Genomic DNA, 22,604 nt, shown 5'->3' with positions numbered 1-22,604 from the left:
CATCGTTCCTGTCGAAAATCGTTCTGATTTTCGGCCGATGCGCGAGGGGAGCCGCTGATCATGATTACCACGCTAAAACGCCTTGGCATTCTTGTGCTGGCGTGTTTCGTGCTCATGTCTTTCAGGCTGGAACCGGAAGCGACCAATACCGACCGGCTGCTCTACGATGTGCGCGGCGCGTTCGTCGCGGCACGCCCGGATGTCGCTCCGGCGCTGATGCAGTCCATCCATGCACAGGTGCAAAATGCGATCAAAACCACGGCGCGTGGAGAAACACGGCCGCGCGTGGTGCTGACCATCCGTCTCGCATCCGTTGTACGCGGTCCCTTCCTGTTCGGGGAAAGGGCGTCAGCCAAGGTCATCGTCCGCGCCGCCGCTGTTGCGACGGGAGAGGTAATCGCGGAAGCCAAATTCACCGCCACCGTCGTCAGCTTCGACGATCAGTCGATAGAGCAGGAACTTGCCTATGGCGTCGCCGAACGCGTGATCCGCGAATTCAGGCTGAACCGGCCCGCCCCGACGACGCTTGCGACGGCTCTGTTTCCATAAGCAGGACACAAAAGGCGAAGGCGTGACGGCAATTCGTCCGCATTTCAGCTTCTATCTCAAGCTTCAATCGGGCGCATCTTCGGTGCCCCTAAGTTAACATACGTCGCGTATATGGAATTGACATGCGGCGCGTATGTATCTATCTGGCATACGTAACGTATGTAAATGGACGTCCGAAGCCTTCTTTGAATAAGAGCAACGCTTCTCGCGTCCATGACCACCCAAGCCAAAAAGAGAGATTTTCAATGACCGCACGCGAAGCAATTTTCCCTGCCAACAGGCATGCGCTTTACGAGGAGCATGGCTATTCCGCAGCTATCCGATCCGGCGACCTTCTTTTCGTTTCCGGCCAGGTCGGCAGTCGTGCCGATGGAACGCCTGAACCTGATTTTGAGCGGCAGGTCCGGCTTGCCTTCGAAAACCTCCAGGCAACGCTTGCGGCGGCGGGCTGCACCTTCGAGGATATTGTGGATGTGACGACGTTCCACACGGATCCGGAACACCAGTTCGGAACGATCATGACCGTCAAGCAGGAGATTTTCAGCCAAAAGCCTTACCCGAACTGGACCGCCGTCGGCGTCAACTGGCTTGCCGGCTTCGATTTCGAGATCAAGGTCATTGCCCGTATCCCGTAATGTCAGGTTAAATCCGCAGCGGCGGCGCTTACAGGACGCCGCCAGCTTGCCTCTCCGTTCTTAGCTCAGCCGCTCTGCATGCCACTTCAGATGGTCGTCCATGAAGGTGGAAATGAAATAATAGGAGTGGTCGTAGCGCTCATGCATGCGCAGCGTCAGGCCGATATCCGTGCCCTTGACCGCTTCTTCGAACAGCCAGGGGCGCAGGCCGCTTTCAAGAAAACTATCGGCCTTGCCCTGATCGATCAGGAACTCGGGAAAACGCGCACCGTCCTCGACCAGCGCGCAGGCGTCATATTGGCGCCACGCGGCCTTATCCGCACCGAGGTATTTTTCCAGCGCCGGCTCGGACCAGTCGGCCGACGAGGGAGCCACGATCGGCGCAAAGGCCGAGCAGCTCTTGAAACGCTCAGGGTTTTTCAGCGCAATGGTCATCGCGCCATGGCCGCCCATCGAATGGCCGAAAATGCCCTGGCGGCTCATATCCGCACGGAAATGCTGGCCGATGAGAGCAGGTAGTTCCTCTGTCACATAGCTGTACATCTGGTAGTGCTCGGACCAGGGCGTCTCAGTGGCGTCGAGATAAAATCCGGCGCCTTTGCCCATCTGCCAGTTGGTCAGCTCGTCTGGCACATCATTGCCGCGCGGGCTGGTGTCGGGGCAGACGATGATCAGCCCGAGTTCCGACGCCATACGGCGATATTCACCCTTTTCCATGACATTGGCATGGGTGCAGGTGAGGCCGGAAAGATACCAAAGGACAGGGCAGGGCTCATGGATCGCCTTCGGCGGCACATAAACCGCAAAGGTCATCTCAGATTTCAGGGTTTCAGATGTGTGAGAAAACACGCCCTGCATGCCGCCAAAGGCCGTATTTTGCGAAATAATGTTCATGAAGCTATTCCTTGTGAAAATTTTCCGGTTCAGCCCGCAAGCGAGACGGCGGCATTCACCGCCGCCGCTACCAGAACCGTGTTGAAAAAGAAAGAAACGATGGAGTGCAGCAACGCGACCTTGCGCATGGCGGTCGTGGTTATCCCCACATCCGACGTCTGCGCCGTCATGCCGATCACCACGGCGAAATAGAGAAAATCGTAACCGCAGGGTTCCTTCGTCCCAGGAAAATCCATGCCGCCGCGATGCTGGCGCTTGCCGTCGGCCATTGCCGGCCGCCAGTAAAGATGAGCGTAGTGCAGGGCGGTCATGGTGTGGATGGTCAGCCAGCCGAAGATCACCGAGGCGAAGGCGATGAGCAGCGCCCAGACCGTTTCGCCCGTATGATTGAGGGCCTGAAACAGCGATACTACCGCGACAGCAACGGCAAGCAGCGTGACGGCGATGATGGCGACCGCAGGCAGATCATCGCTATCGGCATGGGCCTTCAGATGTTGCGCCGTCAACCCCGACAGGCGAAATGCAATCAAGGTGAGATAGGTCAGGAAGAACAGAACGGCCGCGATCTCGATCGCCAGCGGCGGCGCAAAAACCAGCGCCAGGCCAAGGCTCACGGCGCCGACCAAAAAAGCAATGACGAAAGGTTGATGGCGACGATAGCTGTTGCTTTTCATAGTGGCCGGGTTCATGGGTGGCGCCTCTCCGTTGGCGCCGTCATTTTTTGACACGGCGGCAGAAACGGTCAAGCGTCTCCAGAAAAGCCGAGCGGTCGCGCGGTGAAAAAGCCGCGTTATATCCCTTGCTTTCACCGGTTTCGCGCAGATGCGCGCCAAAATCGCGCATCGCCGTCGCCATCCCGATATTCGACTGGTCAAAAACGCGGCCCGTCGGCCCGGTCACCAGCGCACGCTTGGCGACGCAGCGCCCGGCCAGCGGTACATCGGCGGTAATGACGATGTCGTTTTCGCCGGCATGGTCAGCGATCCAGTCGTCCGCGGCGTCGAAACCGGCGGAAACAATGACATTTTTCACCATAGGATCGCGCGACGGGCGCAGACCGGAATTGGCGACGAAGGTCACTTCCAACCCATGCCGCTCCGCCACCTTGAGAATCTCCGGCTTCACGGGGCAGGCATCGGCATCGACATAGATTTGCGGGTTTTGCGGCATGGACACTCTTTTCGGATAATTCCTGCCACGCTTCTAAGCGCAAACGCCGCGATTACCAAGCCCGCGATTGTTGAAATGCGGGTTCGACGCCGTGCAGGGGCGCACTTGCGAACATCCCAAAAGTCGACTATGTTCACTTTATGTTCTTGCCTCCAAAAGGTTTCCCATGCTGGAAGATTTCATTGTGCAGGCCAAGTCCGCGACGTATGTCGGCGGCGGCAACAACTCCGCGACGCCCACTCGCAAGGGATCGCACGATCTCGGTTATCGGAACGGCGACTGGCACTATATCGACAGCTATTTCGGGGGAACCGATTTCATAGGTCAGGAGGTCGTTTGGCATAAGGGAACGGCGGTGTGGGCGATGAGTTGTTACGGCCGCATCCTCCGGCCCGACATGATCGATGGCGCTACGGCCGGCAGGGTCATCCAGAGGTCGCTTTCCACGCTCTATCGTGAGGGCCGTTTTCTCGGCGGCTTCACCCACCCGGTGGAGGATTTGGTCTATGTCGACACGAATGCCGGAGAGTTCAAGTCCTTCACCGGCTTGGAGCGCATTTACCGGGGACACGTCGAGACATACCGGCTTGATTATCATGGCGGAATGATAAAGCCGTGAAAGAGGCGAAGGATGGGACGATGATGTTTCAACGCCCCATCTCCAGGCTTCAAATCTGCCGGGCTGTTTGGTCTTGCGCAGATAGGGAAGAACCGTGTCATAGGAACCGAAACGGGCAAGCGCATCATCGTTGGAAATCGACGTTGAAGCCGGTCGCAGTGCGAATATCGTTCTTCCATTTTTCACGGATTTCGACCGGATCGACCGAATACCGTTAGCTTCAATTCAAAGAGGAATGTGGCAGCGATGTTGAAATGTCCGCCGGTTTGCAAAGTAGAAATGTCCGACTGGTCGCTACACGGCACACCGACCAGCCCCGATCTGAGCGGCTAATCCCGCTTGCAAGATCAGATCGGGGCGGGTGGCAAACACACCTCTTCGCCTTTAGCTTTGAGGCTATTCGACCTTCAGCTCACTCCGCAGCTGTCTGCTTCAACAGCGCCTTTTTGCGCTGCGCAATCACCGCGGGATCATTCATGAAATCCGTGCTCCGTCCCGGCTTTCGACCCCGTGGCTGGTAACCGATCTTCTCGCTGTTGGTCTTGACGACCGGTGGCACATGCTGGTCCTGACGCTCCTTGACGTAAGCCAGAATATCACCGAGCCGCTTGTTCTCGGTAATTGCCGCATGCGTTACCCGCTGGTCCTTGTCGAACACCGTATAGGGTAGGGAATATCCTTGCCAGCTTACATCGAGCCGACCATCCTCATAGGCATAGGTCTCGACATAATGGCCAACCAGACCACGCGTCACGTCGGTCTCCGCCAACATGATCCGCTTGCGTTCAAACGAAAACGTCAGCTGTGTTCCGACGTAACGCTGCTCGCGTTTACATAGGATCTCGGTCAATCGATCCGGCGCCAGATTCAGCGGCCGGTGCAAATCATCGCAACGGGCAGGGACGATGGAAAATCGCGCATTATACCGGCTCATGAAACTCGCCAGAAACGCGTTGCCAGTCTCCATGTTATCGATCCTGGCCAGTCGCAGCGCCTTGACTAGGCGATCCTGCAATGTCCGGTTCATCCGTTCGACACGACCCTTGGCTTGGCTGGAATTTGCGCAGAGAATCTCGATGTTTAGCTCGCAAAGCGCACGCCCGAACTGCGTCATGGCCTGGCCGCCCTTGGCATCCTTCCTTGCCACTCGGAACACCGAATGCTTGTCTGAATAAAACGCGATTGGGGCACCGTGCTCACGCAAATAAAGCCCTAGCGCTTCAAAGTAGGAAAACGCACTTTCCGATCGCACAAACCGCAATTGCATCAACTTGCCGGTCGCATCGTCGATGAACACCAATAACGTACACGAATCGCCCCGATCTTCGAACCAGCGATGGTAGGAGCCATCAATCTGCACCAGTTCGCCATAAGCCTCGCGGCGCAATCTTGGCTGATGGAAGGTCCGGCGCTGCTTGCGCGACAACCAGATGCCGGCATCGATCATCCAATGACGCAACGTCTCGCGCGACACACACAATCCATCCCGCTCGGCCAACATCTCTGACGCGAGGGTCGGGCCAAAGTCTGCATAACTTTCCCGGACCAGCGTCACCGCGTAATCCTGAACGCCGTCGCTGATCCGGTTGTTTGATGGACGTCCGATCGCCTTGTGGCGGATCGATGCGGCTCCACCGATGCTCATCCGGGTCAACAATCGGCGCACCTGGCGCGTGCTCACGTCAAGCACATGCGCCGCCGTCACCATCGTCATACGGCCAGCCGCCACCTTCGACAAAACCTCGATCCGCTGCAGATCCCGCTCGCTCATCGCTATCAATCCCATCTGCTCGTCTCCGCGTTATCAAACGCGGGGAGTGTGACACTCTAACTTTGCTAAATTAGGACATTCTAACTTTGCGGCTACAAGGAATAATCGCATAAGATAGATTATGGAACTTAACTGATGGTGTGGTTATGGATTTCAGCTGTAAAAACGGAACTCAGTATGGCCCAAACCGGCGTTATCTGGCCCAAAACAGAATTGAGCGTGGCCCAACTTTGAACGAAGCCGTCACAAGACAGCTCAACTCGTCGGTGTCATATCTTTGAGCAGATCGCTAACTTCTCTCTTAACGTGACGTCTGAAAGTCTTCCGGATTTTCTCCTCCGTCCAAGTCCGAACATCATCGAGTTCTCGGGCTTCCAGATCGGCGATAAACTGCATCATCTGCTCGACGGTGTAATCATCAAAGCGTGGTATGTATTTCGTTGCTGCTAGGTTATATTTTATCTCATGAAAGGTTTTGACGAAGGTTTTCGGCGTTCCGTACTTATCGAAGCCTGCTTTTTTCCATAGACGACCTACAAATCTGTCTAGACGCATCAGTTGCTCTTTGTCATCAGTCATCGAAAAATAGAACATCGACCCATATCGCTTGCCGTTTACGAAGCAACCGGTGATCTTTAAGTTGAGACGCCGAACTTGGCGACGGTCGGACGGCTTGTATTTCGCCGCAGTGACGACGGAAACAAGTTTCTCCATAATGTTTCGGTAAGAACTGCGCCTGATTGAGACCTTACGCGGCGTCAGGTGATAGCCTAGATACTCAACGCCCTTTGAGAGAGGCTCAATTTTGGTCTTACTGCCAAGCGTGGGCTCATGAACAGTCAAACCAACCCTCGCTAGTCGCTTCGTCATGAAGGCTAAATTCGCTTCGGCGTTCTCTTTTTTGCAGATGATCAGGATATCGTCGACGTACCTGTAATACTCGTATTTATCGCAGGCCTCTTCATCGATGGGTATCATGTAGATCGACGAAAGCACGTTCGAAATACTAAGCCCCTGCGGAACTCCTTTGTCTTTGGTGCCACTCACACCTGTCGACGTCGTAATTGCCGCCGAAACGAGAGACAACAGCTTTTGATACCGCGTCTTGCTGCGCAAGCGCTTCATTAGTTCCTGATGTAAAATTGAGGGAAAAAAGTTTTCAACGTCCATCTGTACGAACGAGTAATCGTCCGACAACGGCTTAATATATGCCTTAATTTCGCTAATGTATTGATGAGCGAGCGCTGGTTTCGCCTGAGTGAAAATCGCCGCTAATGAATTATTCAAAGCTCGAAGGCAGACTCTGTCTCTGACACCCGCTATTGAGATTTCACGTGGTGCCTTTCCCGCTCCCTTTAGCACCAAGCGTTGTTTGTAAGTAGTAAAACGGTACTTACAGGCATTCACATTTTTTCTAATCAGCGCGATTTCTTGATCGAGATTTTTCTCGAAAGCGACGGGATGGACCCCGTCCCGCCCCACAGTGCCGGACTGCGATACTCGTTCACTGAAAATCGTGGAGAGATTGAGCGCGCTGAACTGATTATCGAAAATCTGCTTTGGTGTCGTGACCATCAGCACACCAGAGGCCTAAGAAGAAAGAGGATCGGCGCTAGAAAAAGAGCTGAGACCAAGCTCCAGTACAATGCGATCCGGGAGAAATACGATAACACCATCAACGTGGTATACTCCAACTTTCTGCCACCACTGCAAAGTGATTTTCGCTCGACAAAAATGTGACCTACTACAAAATCGGTGTAATCCTTTGGGGTATGGTTCGTAAAATCGACCAGTATTTCCCTGTACTTCATTTTCTTTTCCTGCTCAGGGATATCCTCGTCGTGTAACGTCTGAAGCTTGAGATAGCACTCCCGGAAAGTCGACGCTCGCGCTTCCAAGCGGAAACCTGCCGCCACCAGCGACGCGACCAAAACGATAACAGACGACGAGAGATTAATCTCATCGAGCAACGGATACGGCTCTCTGTAATAGTCATCAAAGACCGATAGAATTACCGTAAACAAGGAGTAGTAAGTTACTGCGAGGAAAGAAACATTTTGGTTTCTAAGCGCCTTCCGCTCCGAAATCATACGAACTCTGGATGTGATCCATATGGTATCGTTTATTGTAGACTTCCCAGTTGCGTCCATGCTCCCCCCAAGCGACTTATTGGTGCGGGCGCAATATCTCGAAGCAACTAAACACTCTCTAGGAATGTAGCAGACGCCAAGGACAAGCCTTGCTTTATGACCGTGACCCACAAGTGAGCCAGTGGTTTTACCCACTCCGCCCGCACCGGTTGCAAACTAGAACAATTTTTCGAGAATTTCAATGATTACAACAATGTTCAATCCGTTGAAGCAGGCCCTCCCCGCGTCAAAAACTCTCGTGCCTTATCGGAAATCTGAATCTGAGAAATACGCACTGAAAAGCGATCCGTTCCATCGCTGACCGTGATTTTCCCCTTGCTGCGGAGGAGTTCAAAGAATCGCCTTAGTTCACCCTTTACTGGAATAGCAATCTCCTCGCCGGTTATGTTTCCACTGGAGCCTTCCGATGGTGAGAGATGCTCGTCTTCAGTCATTGCAGCTTCCTAGGTGAATGAATATCGCCGGGCGATTTCCGATAAAGCGAGATTAACTCCGCTTTAACTATAAATGTGGAGCGTGCCCTTATTTTCACGTGAGCATACTTCCATGGTGGTAGGATATATTCTCGACACATGCGTCCTAAGCGAAACAAGCAGGGTGAGGCCTCATCCGGACGTCATTCGCTTCATGGAAACGGCCTCAAACCTTTTTATTCCAGCTGCCGCAATCATGGAGTTCCAACAGGGCATTACGCAGCTTTGTTCCCGCGATCCGGTGAAAGCGGTGCAATTGACGCGGTGGTACCAGAATCTAATGACGTTGGGCATGCCTATCCTGGAAACAGGGAAAGAGGTAGCCGAAGCTTGGGGAACATTAGCTGCCGATCCGAAGCTACGCAATCTCATCGTTTCTCATCCCGGTGCAAAACGTCTCAGACATGGGCAGGACCTTCATGTTGCCGCAGCAGCTCTGGTACATAGAACACCTATTGCGACTTTCAATACGCGAGACTTCCTTCTTATCCACAGCTGCTACCCACTCCCGGGAATCTATAATCCCCAGACCGACACGTGGCATACCACCAACCCACATGAAGCTTCCCTCGAAAAAATTGGGGCCAACTAGCAGTTACCGCTGGGTTCAAATCATTTGAGGTTCCGAAGGAATTGAAACGGCGATGCTTTTCTCCAGTTCGATAACGCGTTGAGGGGAGAGAAAGCCGTTCGCGTCTAGTTCCGTCGCCAGCATCTCAAGCAGGACTCGCTTTATTTTCAGGATGTCCTTCGCTCTCTCAAATTGGTCTGTCAGGGTCTTTTCCACTCGGGCTCGCAAACCCGCGTCGTGCAGCCTGATCCTTTCGAGTTCCTCATCGCTCTCAGCCTTACTGTGAAGGAACGATGCCCCCATCCCCAGCTTGGCTTCAGCATAGGTTGCAATGCGCGTGGCGACGGCGAGGTCGCAGTTTTCTCCTCCGCCCGCCCCGTCACTAAGGTCTCCTAGACACAGTTGTTCTGATGCCAGGCCCGCCAGCATCACTGCAACACAATCCAGATAGAATTGTTGGCTACGACGACCAACCGAGGGAATGTCGAAATGAGCTGCTCCGCCCATCTGATGCTTTTAGTCAGGGCGCACGAAATCTGAAATATTAGTGCCCAGGTACGTGCCGTATTTCAGTTGAGTACCAACAACTGTGTGCCCGGCTTCGTGAACTGCAATAGCCCAACGGTATTCACCAGAAATTTTGACTACTTCCGGGAGTCCTGCCTTCAGGTCTTCCAGCGTGAGCTGCCGCTTATCCCGCCTTGCCAGCCTCCGTCCATCGCGAACAGCTTTTGCCAAATCGGCACCTGTCATACCTTTGGTGAGCGGTCCTAGAGATGCGAGTTCAGAAATCGCGATGCAGTGGTCCGTCAATTGGGAAAGGATCGCAATCCTGTCTGGAACTGATGGCAGTGGAATCTGAACATGTCGGTCAAGTCGGCCAGCGCGAATGATCGCCGGGTCAATGCGATCAATATTGTTCGTGGCACCTACTACGACAACACCCTCTCTTCCATCCAATCCATCCAGGCATTCCAGCAGCGCGTTCACGACTTGAATGCTGTAATTAGCATTGTCGTGGTCGAAACAGTCCCGTGACCCGAAGGAATCAATTTCATCGATGAACATGATAGACGGTGCATTGCTACGGGCGCGGTCGAAGTCCGCTCGCATCGCCTTAAGTAGATCGCCCAGATGCCCCCTACTTTGCCACCGTCCAAGTGATGATGCGACCAAGAGAACATCGCATTGCTTTGCAAGCGCGCTGGCGAAAATGCTTTTGCCAACGCCAGGAGGACCGCTAAGCACGATGCCTTTATCCACATCGCCCCAGTCGATCTTTCCAGCCTGCCAATCGGCTAAATCAGTCGCAAGCTGCATGCCCCATTCTTTTGCCGAACCATAGCCGTACATTTCCGCAAGCATCGGCGTTTCAGAGGCTGGCCGCATCTTATTTTGGTTCGCCTCATTGCTTGGCGCGGCAACCGGAGTTTCCCTCAAGCGTCGCATTGTTTCGCTGATCGAACGTCTCGGACGAAAAGCTGCCCAGAGGTGCTCACGTGGATAGCTGAGTGCAATGATGGCTTGCTCGTCCGTCATAGGGAGACGCAACACAGCCCTCGATGCAGCTTTTAGATCGTCGGACGTGATAGGGGGAATGTCGATCACCAAGTCTGCGGCGAGCCGGATTACCGAAGGCAACTCAACACCTTTCTCGATCACAGCGACGACGCGTTCCCTTCTATAGCACTGGTAATAGTCGTCTTCGAACTTCGATGATTTATCTTTCAGATTGATGAGAATGCAGCCTACATCATCGCTTCTATAGAAGCTGTCCTCTTGGGTAAGGTGCTCGAAAACAGACGCTTTATATTCAGACGGGGGATATCCTTCAGGCGTTACAAGGACCAGAAAGCCAGGCCCCCCTGCTGCAAACAGAGGATGCTCCCTGATAGCGCGGGTGATGATGCTATCGAATACGTATTGGCGCATGGATTGAGGCGCACGGCTATGCTTTTTGCTGCGTGACATGGTGATCCCTTGGCGATCTAATATGAGAATACGTGATTTATCGAGAGAACTTGCGGATGCTGGTGTCAGGCCCTAGAAGCGCGGTATCGAGATCGATCTCGATAAACCGGGCTAAAATCATGTTCGCCAGCGCGCATATCGGCTGGCTCTCCCTCATCATCTGCAAGCACTCTGAAAACGTGAGGGAGCCTTGATCTTCAAGCGCGGAAAGCAACCGGATGCGGTCACCGAGACGGACCTCAGTCCCGGCGTAACGAAGCAGGTCTTTGCAATTTTTCAAGCGGATCGGATCAATGTCGCCGCGTGACCAGGTTTGATAAGTATAGTTCTCTGCGCGGACGGCTTCAGAAATCCAAGGCGGAGGACGATGTTGCCCGATTGCATCGATTACCAAGATATCCTGAGATCGTTCGGCAACGAAATCAGGGCGATACGTGTCCAAGCCCTGTCGAAACTCCAGGGACCGGCAGTTCCAGCTCGAAACTGCGTCTTCGAATTCCAAAAGGCACGCGACATCACGCGCCAGTTGATCTCTGGCGATGAAGCGTCCTACGCATCGGCTGAATTTGGGCTGGGACAAGATGGCTGACGACGTACGTGGCGTCCTGCCAGAAGGAAACGGCTGGATACTCATCTACACACTCGAATACTCGCGATTAATCGAAGCCTCTGACGAGGCAGCGGATTAACGGGATATTCGTATGATGTGCAGAGGTGCGTCTTTCATGATTAGAACGAATAAAGAACAAAAACCGCTGCGTCAATGTTTTTTTGAGGTGGTATCCGAACCGTAAATCTTATCCCCCGACCGCCTTCGCTAGAGCGTCCTTTAGCTCTGCCGTGGTCAAGCTTTTAACGTGCTCTCTGCTGTAGTGGAGCACGTCACCATCCACTTTCAACGCGGTCCTGATGTTCATGTTTGCCTGCAGCTTCAGTCGTCCCAACTTGGCACCGGTTGCTGGGTCGGAGAAACAGAGATTAACAATCGCCCCCTGAATTACCCTCACGATTGGATTGATCATGTTCCAGTCCCTCCGAGATCGTCACGGCCGCCCCCCATCTCTCCCTACAAGAAAACTTGTCCGGTTGCGAATGAAGTAAGAGCTGGTTTCCTGACGGGGGCCTGTGACGCGTCCTTTCTCAGATCGCCTCGGGTAGCAATGCTTCGGCTGCCATTTCCTGAGCAAGAAGGGTAGACCGCCGCTTTGCGAGTGTCTCCCGATAATCCTGCGCCTCAACGTCTTTGAAAAACGGGGCATCTGGAGCCAAGCGCTTAACGGCAGTCTCGACCTCGTCCAGAGTCGCCTTGAAGAACTCCTTCCGGTAATTCTGGGCATTCACTCGCACAGGCTCAAATTCGGCATGCAGAGCACGCTCCAGTCCCGGAGCGTTGTCGCTATAGATGATGGCATGAGTATCGAAAACAAATGGAACGCTGGCGTCCCCAAGCTCGCGGATGCGGTCTGCTGGATCGAGACGGCGTGTCAGACCGATCTTCACGACGTCACTGCCGAACGAACCGACGTTTGAAATGATGTAAACATACCCCGAACGGGTCTTCTCAGCCATCGCCTGCGCACGTTCAAACTTTGCATGCGCCTCCGCCAAGTCGCGTTCCAGCATCTCAATCTGGGTATTGAATGCTTCAAGTTTCGGGCCGACCGCGCTCTCGGCTTCGGCCTTGGCCTTATTGAGAAGACGCTGATAACGAGCCTCCTCCTCTTCGGCACGCTCCATGTCGCGGATGAGTTTCTGCTCTTCCTTGGCTGCCCTAGCCAATTCCGCCCGTTCTTCTCGCTCGGCTTTGAGTTTCTCCCGGTACTCGTGTGTCAAGAACAACTCCTGGAATTTTAGTTTCAAATACGGTTCGGTAATAGAAACATGGTTGGACTCGTTCAACTTGTTGATCTGGGTGAAGGCAGAGGCAATACGTTTTTCCATCGCGTTGACGTTGCTCCACCGACAATTCGCTATTGCAGCCTCGCACTCATTATTGAAGGCTCGGAGCGTCAACTTGATGTTCCGATTAGTCATCGTTTGGCCCTTTGAGGTACTCCCCTCGACCGTCCAGGCGGTGGGGCACACGGCGGCTGTTTTGGCCGTCACCATCGCCTTTTGGGAAGCCCTCACGATTTCAATATTGCGCTTGTACTCTTCGCTGTCGTTAAACTCGAAATGCGGCTCGTAAACGCCCATCTCCGCAAATGCCAGCTTCTCATCGAAGACGGCAACTTCCTTTATCAGGCGGTCATAGGTGGCCCGCTTCTCTACATAGGAGTTGCGTAGATCATCTATCTTCGCCGTCTCAATCTTCACCTGTGTCTGAAGCTTCGACACCTCAGCATCGACATCGAGGACGCCCTTAAACCGATCTTCCAACCCCGCCATGCGCTCAGCCAAGACGACTTTTTCTTCGTGAGTTTTGCGTCCTAGCTCCGTGGCCTTCGAGAGTTTCGCGTTCGTCTCGGTCAGTTCACCGCTGAGTTGGGCGGCTTCAGTTGTGGCCTTTCTTGCTTTTCGGCGCTGCTTCCACCACAGCACCAAGAAAACCAACATTGCCACCGGAATGACCAGAGCGAAAGTAACGCCAATTGCGACTGAATAATCTGGACTCATTGATGCTCCCCAGCCCTTAAAGACTGCAGATTACCGTTATCGTTGAATAATTCTAGAGAGCACAATCAGACGATGGATAAAAGAGCCCCGATGTCTGGCCCAGCTAAATTGGAGCTGAAACGACCAAACAGTAATATTCAAGAGATACCAGAGGAGACTGCGAGTCGCTGACGCGCGCGCCGACCGGGCGGCGATTCAAACTGCGGTACGCTCAGCGGTTGTCTATGCCGCTGCAGTTGCAAGCGATCCAGCGTTAACCTTGAATTCGATGATTTAGCCAATCTCCGAACTAAGGCGAACAATTCCGTTTCCTACGCGGTCTCGTTGATCTCAAAGAGAGCAAAATAGTCTCGTTCAATGGTTTCAAAAACGGTGCGTACGCGTCCATTAAACGCCCTGGCAAAATGTGGCTTTTCACTCTCGACATCGACTGTGCCTGTCAGCGCAAATTGCCATAGACCTCTGAGGAAAGAGACGTCTCTGTCGTAGTTATCAGAATTTTCATCGAGCGTTGACTGCGTCATACCGAAAAAAATCTCGATATCGCCGATCTTCAAAGAGCGCCTGAAAGCTCGCCGAAAAAGGTCTGGCTTCAAGACTTGGAACAAAGTCAGCGACACGATGAGAGCCTGATATCCGGGGTAGGTTCGCTCGAAACCCTTCCTCCTTGGAAGCAGCGCAAACCGGATAAGCACCTTCTCGATATCTCGCAGGGATACCGGCGTAGCAGTCACGGCCATTTTTAGTTGGTCAGTCGCTACATCGAGCAATCTTGGCTCAATACCCATTTCCCTGCCGGTCACTTGGAAGTAATGGACGGAGGCATTGACAGAAAGATCACCGCCGAGATTATTTGGAAGCGACAGAGAAAGCGAGACAAAGCGCTTCAGGTAGCCCCCCGCATTGATGTTGGCTCCGTAGCGAATCCGAACCATATCTTCCAGCGCATCTAGGTTTACACCCAGCACGAAGTGAACTCGTTCAACTGCAAAAAAGTGCTTGATGACTTCTAGCACAGCGAGCGCGTAGTCCGGCCTGCACCTATCAAGCTCATCGACAACGATTACGAGAGGTTTTCCGTCTTTCGTAATCTCGCTTAGGGCGGATCGAAACTGATAAATAGCTGCCCTGCGGCCATCTTCTCGTTTCCAAAACGCTTCGGCCACGTCTTGAGCTTCTTTTCCGCCAGCCTCGATTGCCGCATCAAGAATGGGACCCGCAAGCTCGGTCGCACCCGCCGTCACGACAGCCGCACCAATCCTCGCAACAGGACCAGCCACCTTGTAAACGACCTCCTTCACTTTCTTTAGACTTCTCTGAGGTCTTCCTTTCGGTAGGCGCTCGCCGATGGCACCGATCAGCCCAACCAAGGGCTCGTCCAAAAAATCATTCGCAAAAGCATCGAAATAGACAGTCGTAGCTGTACCGCCGTTCTCAACCGTATGCGCCCCCACCCACCTTTTCAGGAAAAAAGACTTCCCGCTTCCCCAAGGTCCATCAACTGCGAGCACCATCGGGTCTTCGATCCGTTCAACGAGTTCTGAAACTCTTTGCCCGACAGATGCACGACTTAGCAGATCGGAATCGCTGAATCCCTCCTCGTACAAAACCACTTCTTTGGGAGTTGGATGAAGTCTCATAATCTGCCGCCTCGCAGGTATGTGCTGCTACTAACCATTCAATGTTGCACAAAGAGCGGATTGCATCTCCCTAAGGAAATGTAATTTTCCACCACTGTTTGGTGAAGATTTTCGAGGTCACCTTACAGGGCTTCGGTAAATTACTTTTGTGACCCTGCCTCTCGGTGAAAGTAATCCATTTTGAGGTAATCTCTGGCCATTGAGAGGATCAGGGAGCGAAGCACAAGCGATCATAAACAACAGATCAATGCACTCGGCAATATCCGACCATACCAACAAGACATTGTAACCGACCCGTAAAGGCTTCAATGCCACCAGCATAGCACTGCTACTTAATGTTGTTCCCGTAGCGACTCTCGCTAATATGTCCGCTGCAACAAGGGATGGCAAATGGCGGTAGAGAATAACGATGCGCCGGTCGCAGTAGTGGACGATGATGAAGAGCACGAACCTGAAATCGGTGAGATAGGAGATGAAATTGCGAAACCAAAGGTCAGACGTCGTCGCGGCAACACACTGGAGAAGTGGGAAGCAAGCTTAGTTAAGGCAATGATTCGCCGCAATACCTATAACGACCAGGATATCCTTTCTTACTTTACTCGCCCGACGCGGACCGTGAATCACCGGCTGATCGGCGAAATAAGGACAGGTTTAAAACATAAAGCTGTGAAAGGTGCAGATGACGGGGAATTGGACGCTTTCCTCTCTACGTGGCCGGATATCGATCATGAAACGGGCTTGAGTGTCCGTGGCGACGAACTCTTGATCAAGGCTCGCGAAGCGATGATCGCCGCCGTTCATACTTTCAACAGCGCAGGCCTAACGTTCCGCGCCGAATTATTCGTTGTGACCGCTATCATCGCCTGGACGTATCTATTGCATGCATACTTCAAGCGCGAGGGTGTTCCATATGTCTATAAGGCGAAAAAGACACCTAATGGACAGGACCGCTTTTGGGACCTTACGCAGTGTCTGGATACGGGCAAATGCCCTCTATCTTTAGGGGTGAAGAACAATTTGCATTTCCTGATCGGACTGCGAAACGAGATCGAGCATCAATCCACCAGCAGGATTGATGACGCAGTTGGCGCGGAGCTTCAGTCCTGCTGCCTAAACTTCAACGACGCCTTGAAGGAGTTGTTTGGGCACCAGTTCGGTTTGGAAAAGCGCCTGCCCATTGCACTACAGTTTGTGTCGTTCGGTTTGGATCAGCGCACCACATTAAAGAAAGCGTCAAGCCTACCTGTTCACGTGTCCTCCTTTATATCGGCATTTGAACACGATCTGACAGAGGAGCAGGTCAAGGACCCGGCGTTCAGGTTGAAAGTAGCTTTCGTTCCTATAGCAGCGAAGAAGGCTGCAGGTGCCGATCAGGCTGTCGTGGTCGTCTCGCCCGGCTCTTCCCTCGCCGAGCAGGTTGAGGTGGTTTTTAAAGAGGTGAACCGCACACGCTACATTAGGCAGGACATCCTCGATAAGGTCGCGGAAGCAGGGTTCCCGAAGTTCGGCTCAGGCGCACACACGAAACTGATGAACCAGCTTGATGCGAAGAATCCCGCTAAGGGGTACGGCTGCGTGGGTGACTATAAGGCCCACTGGGTATGGTTTGAGAGATGGCTGGAGACGGTTTTACAGCACTGCAAGGATAACGCAGAGGAGTACCTTTAATTCGGTCGAACGCTCCACTTGCTTTGACGGCGAAAGCGCTAATAAGCTTCTCCGCAACCTTATGTTGATTGATGAGTCGGGGGAGTGCTTGAGCGACTATTGGACAGACAGACCTGGGGCAGCGAGCAATCTCCGCCTCTTGACCCGGGAAGGAAAGTGGCTCGCATGGGAGGATCGGGAAGCCGACCGAGACGATGCCAGCAGCAGAAGGATCGCTGGCGCTAAAGGACTTGTCAACGAGGTTCTGACGCAGTCAGTTCACGCGACCAACGTTTTGACGCTCCTTGGTTCAGGTGCTTCGTTCTGTGCGAAAAACGCTGACGCGCGACAAGCACCTGGCATGGGCGATCTTTGGCACGCCGCTAGAACAAAAGTTTGCGATGAGAATCTGGCAAACCATTCGGATTTCGATAGTGTTGTGTTGGAGGTAATCGGTACGTTGCCGCCTGAAGACGGTGGGAAGCGACGAGCTGGCAACATCGAAAATCTCCTGAGCCTCTGCAAGATGAAACTTGAATTGATGGAGGTTCGAGCCACGGAAGCTGAAAAGGCTGATCCTGCAAGTCCGATCACCAGACTGAAGACCTTTATCACGAAAGCCGAAGGAGCAATTCTTGAAAAGGTCGATTTTGTTAGCCAGATGACGGAATTGCCCGCGCACAAAGGTCTAATCCAGAAATTTGCAAAACGTGCTGTAGATAAACATCGCGTCAAGTTGTTCACAACGAACTACGATCTTTGCGTCGAAGAAGCCGCGTCTCGCCTAGGCGTCGTGCTCATCGACGGCTTTTCCCATAGCGCTGAACAACGTTTCAACCGCGACTACTTCCAGCATGATATTGTAAGGCGGCAGACGTCCGGTACAAAGGCCGACTACATTGACGGCGTCTTCCAACTTTATAAGCTTCATGGTTCGGTCGACTGGCGACGACGTGCCGATGGCGTCGTCATCCGCTCCCGTGCTAACGATCCGTCCCTGATGCCGGTATTGATTTATCCTCGATCCACAAAATATCAGGAAGCTTTCGAAATCCCGTATCTTGATATGTTCGCGGCATTTCAAGCTGCTCTTCGTGAACCAGATACCGCCCTTCTGATAGCCGGTTTCGGCTTCGCCGACGATCATATCAGCACTCCCATCTGGTCAGCTCTGGAATCAAATCTCAGCCTCCGCCTTATTTTGGTCGATCCGTCTTTCATCCCATCGGTGAAGCTGGACGCCCATCCCGCTCCCGACCACCTTCTCGACGTTGGGCTACCGGCAAGGAAATATCAAAATCGGATGGCTCGCCTGGTCGCAGAAGGCGATCCACGAGTGACCTTGCTGAACGGTAGATTCGAAGATTTGGTCGATGCCATTCCCACGATCACGGGCGAGTCAGATCGGCAACGCCTCCAGATGCGCCTCGATCAGATCAGGGATGCCGCAGTATGACCGATCCAATAATCGCGTTGATCGATCCTGACAAGCGCGTCGGCACTGTGACGAGGGTGAGCGCGTCTTCGATTGAGCTAACGATCCCGAAAGCGCTGGCTGCAAGCGGCCAACGAGGCTTGGCGAGAGGCGCGACCGGTGACTTCGTGTTCATCGATTGCGATCACGAAACCATCCTCGGCCGAATAACAGATGTCTTCATCCCCGACCGGCAACGGCCTGGATTAGAACGGCAGATGGAAATTGACGCGAGTGCCGAACCACAAGGTCGTGCCCAACTTCTCGCCACTGTGAACAAAGCAACTCACAAGGTCACGCGGGGTATCAATGTCAAGCCGCGCGTTGGTGACGGGGTCCATCTGGCAGATGGCGGAGCACTCGCGGCTGCCATCAGAGAAGCGCTGCAAGGAGAAGTCGAGCCGGGAAAGGATGAGCGCCTTCTGGTGAATCTCGGCAGATTGTCCGGCATTGCGAACGCGACGATTGCGATGCCCCCGGAAAAGTTGTTTGGGCGGCACTGCGGAATATTCGGAGCAACCGGGGGCGGCAAGAGCTGGACATTGTCAAAGCTTCTGAATGAAACAGTCCGCCTTGGAGGAAAGTGTATCCTTTTCGATCCCACGGGCGAGTTTGCTGGCAAGGTGTCCGGCGCAACAGAGTTTTCGTTCTCGAAAACGAATGACAAACAGCCTCTAGCGAGGTTTCCATATCGGCAGCTTTCGGAAATCGACCTCTATGCTCTCCTGACACCGTCGGTTCAAAGCCAAGGCCCCAACCTTCGCAGCGCAATCAAGAGCCTGCGCCTGGTTACTGCCCTTCGTAAGACGCCTCACAGATATGCCCAAACTCTGGAGGGCGCAAACGAGCGCTATCAAATTGGAGACAGGGGGTATGTTGAGGTTCGACGTAAGGGTGTGGTTAAAAAAGCAGGAAACAGTCGGAATGCGCTGTCTGTGGCTGTGATTGAGTTGACCAGCGAGTTGGACTCTCATTTTTGCGACTTCGACATACGCCTCCTTTCTGATCAGATCAAAGAAGAGTGCATCAAGCAGCATACGCCTGACGAAATGGGAAAGTATGGCACCTATGACGATTTTTCTTTGGGCAACTGCAATTCCTTGAATGTCCGCATCGAAAACTATTTGTCTTCACCGGAAATGCGGTGTCTTTTTTCTGACGACGGCGCTGACATATGCGATGAGATAAAGAAATTCATCGACGATCCCAATCGACACGCACTCGTTCTGTCCTTCGAGCATGTCAGCTTCAAATATAATACGCGCGAACTGCTGTTAAACACACTCGGCCGATACTTGCTCGGCCTTGCTCGGCAAAATGTCTTTCAAAGGTGCCCTTTGGTCTGTTTCTTGGACGAGGCCCACCAGTTTATCGGTCGATCCATTGGTGACGATACGAACCATGTGACACTCGATGCCTTCGGTCTAATTGCAAAGGAAGGCCGGAAGTACGGGCTAACGACGACCATAGCCACACAAAGACCCAGAGACGTTCCAACCGACGTCCTCAGTCAGCTCGGGACGCTTTTCGTGCATCGCCTGACCAACGACCGTGACCGTGATACCATCGAGCGTGCATGCGGTGATCTGGACCGCGACGCTGCCGCGTTCATTCCATCGCTCGCGCAGGGAGAAGCCATTATTGTCGGTCCGGAACTACCAGCTCCGTTGCCCGTGCTCATTGACCGACCCGAAAAAGGGCAACAGCCGGAATCTCATGGTCCTCGCTACCAAGCATATTGGGGCATCTCCCCTGCTGAAGAGAAGATCGAGATTTAAAGCCTTGCGGTATTTTTGGAAACGTTACACATCCTTGACCTCGCTGAATGGCGTCGTTCTTGGCATCTTTCTAGCTTCCGAGTTTTTCCTCGTCGTTTTCTGGCTGATCGACATCACGAAGAACGACGACGCTTTTCGTAGCTACTTCAACACAATCCTCACCATCGCCGCCACCGCACTGGCAGCTTTGATCGCACTTCTGGGAATTTCCCATCAGGTTAGAGACCTCAGAGAGCGAGAAAATCGTGATCGGGAAGCGGCGTTGTCGGCAGCGAATTCGTTACTGCCGATGGCATTGCATGATTTCGTTGAAGTTTGCGATCACAATATTCGTCGTAATTTCAACGGGGACGATTTGATCCCGAACATGCCGCAGGTGGAGAACGTAAGAACCTGCCGCGCGGAAACTCTGGATGTTCTAAAAGCGTCGATCCAGCACGCTGACCAATGTGCCCAGGCCAGGTTGTCAAATATAATCAGGAACTACCAGATCACCTTGGCGCGAACCGAGCAAGTTTACGGCAAACCTCTCGTCAGCGTATTGGAAGAAGAACAGTGGGTCGACTATGAGCGCAACAATGACGCGGTTTCATGGGCATCCCTTAAAGCTCTGATCAGCGACACGTTCCCGTACGCACGAGAGAATTCCAAGCCAATTCCCGCTCGCGCGGAAGCAGATCGTGTTTCAGATGCACTCGGTACAGCGGGCCTCGATTTTGATCTTTTTCCTAGGACGCGTCCCCATAAACGGGGTTCATGTGGCGAGCGGATTATGATTCACTCCCCTTGAAGGGAGATCGTCATGCGCCGTCACGAACTGAGCGACGAAGAATGGGCCGTCATCGAGCCGCTGCTTCCCACCAAGAGCCGTGGAGTGAAACGCGTTGATGACCGCCGGGTGATCAATGGTATCCTTTGGCGGTTTAGGACGGGTTCGTCCTGGCGCGATGTGCCCGAGCGCTATGGCCCGCGAACGACGCTCTACAATCGCTTCTCTCGCTGGCGAAAGGCAGGTGTCTGGGATCAACTTCTTGATGCCGTGTCAAAGCGTTATGCGGGTGACATCGTGATGATCGACAGCTCGTGCGTTCGCGTTCACCAGCACGGTGCCAACGCTAAAAAGGGGGCTCTGCCGATCCTTGCATGGGACGTTCCCGTGGCGGCCTGACCACCAAAATCCATGCGCTCGTGGATGCCGATGGGCGGCCTGTTCGTATGGAGCTGACCGCAGGTCAGGCTGCCGACGCTCCCATGGCGGAAAAGTTGCTGAGCGGATTGCGGCCCGGTGCGACGCTTCTTGCGGACAAGGCTTATGACACCGACGCGATCCGTCGCTTTGCCAAGCAACGGAAATGCTGGGCAAACATTCCCGCCAAGGCCAACCGCAAACAGACCTTCAGCTTCAGCCGCTGGGTCTATCGTCAGCGCAACCACGTCGAGCGTTTTTTCAATCATATCAAACAGATGCGCGGACTTGCCACAAGATATGACCGCCGGGCCGACAACTATCTGGCAGCACTCAAGCTCGCAGCAATAAGGATATGGATTGCATCATTTAACGAGTCCGCGCCCTAGTTTAGGGAGAACAATATGAAAGTCGCTCAATTTCCTGCAGCCGAAATTGCACGTGTTCGTGCGTTGATGTCGCAGGACGCCTTATCGAAGGCTGACCGCGTCGCAAGGATCAATGGGCGCTATATCGGGCTTGCTCGTGACTCTGCGCTCAAAAAGGCATTCGAAGCCATGGTAGCAAGCATTGCTGTCATCGGCATCTCCGACATGGCGAAGCCGGACAAACGTCGCATTGTGGCGCTCTGTGGTGAATCCGGAGCCGGTAAAACGACTGCGCTTCTGACCCATACCTCGGAGTGCGCAGCGATGCTGCCTTACGTCAACGACGACGGAAACCTTGTTCATCCTCTCCTGATGATGACTGCGCCCAGTCCCTGTACTCCAAAGCTCCTGGCATACGAAGGTCTGCATGCGATGGGTTACCCTGTCCGCCAGAACCTCAAGGAAAACGAAATGTGGAAACTGTTCCGCGATGTGTTGAAGGCGCATGGCGTGATGTGGCTTGTCATCGACGAAGCCCAACACGCGGTGGACGCCTCCAATGGTGTCGAGATTACCAAAATCGGCAACGCGTTGAAAAACCTCGTGCAGATGCCCGATTGGCCGGTCAGGATCGTCCTGGCGGGTGTTGCACCGCTCGACGCTTTCCTTTCCCGGAAACAGTTGGCTAATCGTTGCACGAAGATTCCCTTTGGTAAAATGGTAGGTGCCGCCGGAATTGCCACAATGGCAGAGGTCGCACGGTTGATCATCTTCGACCACGCCGAGATGAAGACCTCTTTGCATGAGGACCAAGAATTCATCCAGCGATTGAGGCACGGCTGCGACAAGGATTTCGGTACCATGGTTCAAATGATCCGAGGTGCCGTTGAGCTTGCGATATACGCAGACGAATGCGTGATCACCAGAAAGCATTTCGCCGAGTGCTTTGAAAGCAATACCGGCCGCGACGAAGCCGAGAACGTCTTTGTCGCAAAGAACTGGGAGGATATCAAACCATACACATCGGCAGAAAATGAGGTGGGGACCCGAAGCCGCCAACAGCGCTGGTCCCGGAAGAAGGTTGCGTAACAA

General features: G+C 53.5%; 23 protein-coding genes and 1 pseudogene. 10 read left to right on the top strand and 14 right to left on the bottom strand.

Annotated features, from left to right (window positions below; all coding sequences use genetic code 11):
- Positions 1–60 precede the first annotated feature (60 nt).
- Together AGR1_RS06375 and AGR1_RS06370 are read left to right on the top strand one after the other, a co-directional pair.
- Positions 61–549: a hypothetical protein gene (locus AGR1_RS06375; RefSeq protein WP_080790764.1), complete on the top strand. Its 489-nt coding sequence runs from the start codon at positions 61–63 to the stop codon at positions 547–549.
- 245 nt (positions 550–794) lie between these two features.
- Positions 795–1,184 (top strand): RidA family protein, encoded by a 390-nt coding sequence (locus AGR1_RS06370; protein ID WP_080790763.1) that lies wholly within the window; start codon positions 795–797, stop codon positions 1,182–1,184.
- Between the two features lie 60 nt (positions 1,185–1,244).
- On the opposite strand, the gene fghA is transcribed toward AGR1_RS06370, so the two are convergent.
- Genes fghA through AGR1_RS06355 form a run of 3 tightly spaced genes read right to left on the bottom strand, consistent with a single transcriptional unit; the run spans position 1,245 to position 3,248 of the window.
- Positions 1,245–2,078, bottom strand: a complete 834-nt coding sequence (fghA, locus tag AGR1_RS06365) for an S-formylglutathione hydrolase (protein ID WP_080790762.1) — start codon at positions 2,076–2,078, stop codon at positions 1,245–1,247.
- A gap of 29 nt (positions 2,079–2,107) precedes the next feature.
- The gene (locus AGR1_RS06360; protein ID WP_149146489.1) at positions 2,108–2,767 is read right to left on the bottom strand and encodes a DUF1345 domain-containing protein; all 660 of its coding nucleotides are present in this window, start codon (positions 2,765–2,767) and stop codon (positions 2,108–2,110) included.
- A gap of 25 nt (positions 2,768–2,792) precedes the next feature.
- Complete coding sequence (locus tag AGR1_RS06355; protein ID WP_149146488.1) at positions 2,793–3,248, bottom strand: YaiI/YqxD family protein; 456 nt, start codon at positions 3,246–3,248, stop codon at positions 2,793–2,795.
- A 166-nt stretch (positions 3,249–3,414) separates the two neighbouring features.
- Here AGR1_RS06355 and AGR1_RS06350 point away from each other — a divergent pair, with 166 nt between their 5' ends.
- Entirely contained in the window at positions 3,415–3,867 is a 453-nt protein-coding gene (locus AGR1_RS06350) for a DUF5680 domain-containing protein (protein ID WP_149146487.1), read from the top strand.
- A 60-nt stretch (positions 3,868–3,927) separates the two neighbouring features.
- Here the strand turns inward: AGR1_RS06350 and AGR1_RS06345 are convergent.
- The 5 genes and pseudogenes from AGR1_RS06345 to AGR1_RS06325 form a co-directional block, all read right to left on the bottom strand.
- Positions 3,928–4,014, bottom strand: a pseudogene (locus tag AGR1_RS06345) (peroxiredoxin); the annotation flags it as partial.
- A 265-nt stretch (positions 4,015–4,279) separates the two neighbouring features.
- Positions 4,280–5,653, bottom strand: coding sequence for an ISNCY family transposase (locus tag AGR1_RS06340; protein ID WP_149146486.1), 1,374 nt, complete (start codon positions 5,651–5,653; stop codon positions 4,280–4,282).
- Positions 5,654–5,893: 240 nt separating this feature from the next.
- Positions 5,894–7,213: a reverse transcriptase/maturase family protein gene (locus tag AGR1_RS06335; RefSeq protein ID WP_149146485.1), complete on the bottom strand. Its 1,320-nt coding sequence runs from the start codon at positions 7,211–7,213 to the stop codon at positions 5,894–5,896.
- Positions 7,213–7,788, bottom strand: a complete 576-nt coding sequence (locus tag AGR1_RS06330) for an SLATT domain-containing protein (protein WP_149146484.1) — start codon at positions 7,786–7,788, stop codon at positions 7,213–7,215. The genes AGR1_RS06335 and AGR1_RS06330 overlap by 1 nt, the downstream gene beginning before the upstream one ends.
- 197 nt (positions 7,789–7,985) lie before the next feature.
- Positions 7,986–8,222, bottom strand: coding sequence for a hypothetical protein (locus AGR1_RS06325; protein ID WP_149146483.1), 237 nt, complete (start codon positions 8,220–8,222; stop codon positions 7,986–7,988).
- Positions 8,223–8,295: 73 nt separating this feature from the next.
- Here AGR1_RS06325 and AGR1_RS06320 point away from each other — a divergent pair, with 73 nt between their 5' ends.
- On the top strand, positions 8,296–8,853 hold the full coding sequence (locus AGR1_RS06320; protein ID WP_149146482.1) for a PIN domain-containing protein: 558 nt from the start codon (positions 8,296–8,298) through the stop codon (positions 8,851–8,853).
- Between the two features lie 15 nt (positions 8,854–8,868).
- Here AGR1_RS06320 and AGR1_RS06315 read toward each other — a convergent pair whose 3' ends face one another.
- The 6 genes from AGR1_RS06315 to AGR1_RS06290 all read right to left on the bottom strand — a co-directional run bounded on the left by AGR1_RS06315 (position 8,869) and on the right by AGR1_RS06290 (position 15,059).
- Positions 8,869–9,339: a hypothetical protein gene (locus AGR1_RS06315; protein WP_149146481.1), complete on the bottom strand. Its 471-nt coding sequence runs from the start codon at positions 9,337–9,339 to the stop codon at positions 8,869–8,871.
- A 9-nt stretch (positions 9,340–9,348) separates the two neighbouring features.
- Positions 9,349–10,803 (bottom strand): ATP-binding protein, encoded by a 1,455-nt coding sequence (locus AGR1_RS06310; protein WP_149146480.1) that lies wholly within the window; start codon positions 10,801–10,803, stop codon positions 9,349–9,351.
- Positions 10,804–10,840: 37 nt separating this feature from the next.
- The gene (locus AGR1_RS06305; protein ID WP_187772064.1) at positions 10,841–11,245 is read right to left on the bottom strand and encodes a hypothetical protein; all 405 of its coding nucleotides are present in this window, start codon (positions 11,243–11,245) and stop codon (positions 10,841–10,843) included.
- Positions 11,246–11,600: 355 nt separating this feature from the next.
- Positions 11,601–11,825 carry a hypothetical protein gene (locus AGR1_RS06300; protein WP_149146478.1) on the bottom strand — a complete coding sequence of 75 codons (225 nt, stop codon included), beginning with the start codon at positions 11,823–11,825 and terminating at the stop codon, positions 11,601–11,603.
- Positions 11,826–11,943: 118 nt separating this feature from the next.
- Positions 11,944–13,419: a DUF4041 domain-containing protein gene (locus AGR1_RS06295; protein ID WP_149146477.1), complete on the bottom strand. Its 1,476-nt coding sequence runs from the start codon at positions 13,417–13,419 to the stop codon at positions 11,944–11,946.
- A 311-nt stretch (positions 13,420–13,730) separates the two neighbouring features.
- The gene (locus AGR1_RS06290) at positions 13,731–15,059 is read right to left on the bottom strand and encodes a P-loop NTPase fold protein (RefSeq protein WP_149146476.1); all 1,329 of its coding nucleotides are present in this window, start codon (positions 15,057–15,059) and stop codon (positions 13,731–13,733) included.
- Between the two features lie 390 nt (positions 15,060–15,449).
- On the opposite strand from AGR1_RS06290, the gene AGR1_RS06285 reads away from it, so the two are divergent.
- From AGR1_RS06285 to AGR1_RS06260, 6 genes are all read left to right on the top strand, one after another.
- Positions 15,450–16,727, top strand: a complete 1,278-nt coding sequence (locus AGR1_RS06285) for a DUF3644 domain-containing protein (RefSeq protein ID WP_149146475.1) — start codon at positions 15,450–15,452, stop codon at positions 16,725–16,727.
- Positions 16,728–16,815: 88 nt separating this feature from the next.
- Positions 16,816–18,162 (top strand): SIR2 family protein, encoded by a 1,347-nt coding sequence (locus AGR1_RS06280; RefSeq protein ID WP_149146474.1) that lies wholly within the window; start codon positions 16,816–16,818, stop codon positions 18,160–18,162.
- A complete protein-coding gene (locus AGR1_RS06275; protein WP_149146473.1) occupies positions 18,159–19,958 on the top strand; it encodes an ATP-binding protein in 1,800 nt (599 codons plus the stop codon). The genes AGR1_RS06280 and AGR1_RS06275 overlap by 4 nt, the downstream gene beginning before the upstream one ends.
- A gap of 34 nt (positions 19,959–19,992) precedes the next feature.
- Complete coding sequence (locus AGR1_RS06270) at positions 19,993–20,748, top strand: hypothetical protein (protein WP_149146472.1); 756 nt, start codon at positions 19,993–19,995, stop codon at positions 20,746–20,748.
- A 6-nt stretch (positions 20,749–20,754) separates the two neighbouring features.
- A protein-coding gene (locus AGR1_RS06265) for an IS5 family transposase (RefSeq protein ID WP_246669654.1) occupies positions 20,755–21,533 on the top strand; the annotation gives its coding sequence in 2 pieces (ribosomal slippage) (positions 20,755–21,081 and positions 21,084–21,533; 777 coding nt in all).
- Positions 21,534–21,548: 15 nt separating this feature from the next.
- Positions 21,549–22,601: an ATP-binding protein gene (locus tag AGR1_RS06260; protein WP_149146470.1), complete on the top strand. Its 1,053-nt coding sequence runs from the start codon at positions 21,549–21,551 to the stop codon at positions 22,599–22,601.
- Positions 22,602–22,604: the final 3 nt, after the last annotated feature.

The sequence above is a fragment of the Agrobacterium sp. B1(2019) genome, from assembly GCF_008274755.1.
In the GTDB taxonomy this organism is placed as follows: domain Bacteria; phylum Pseudomonadota; class Alphaproteobacteria; order Rhizobiales; family Rhizobiaceae; genus Agrobacterium; species Agrobacterium salinitolerans.
Note: the sequence above shows the minus strand (reverse complement) of the source record. Positions and strands in the feature narration are given on the sequence as shown.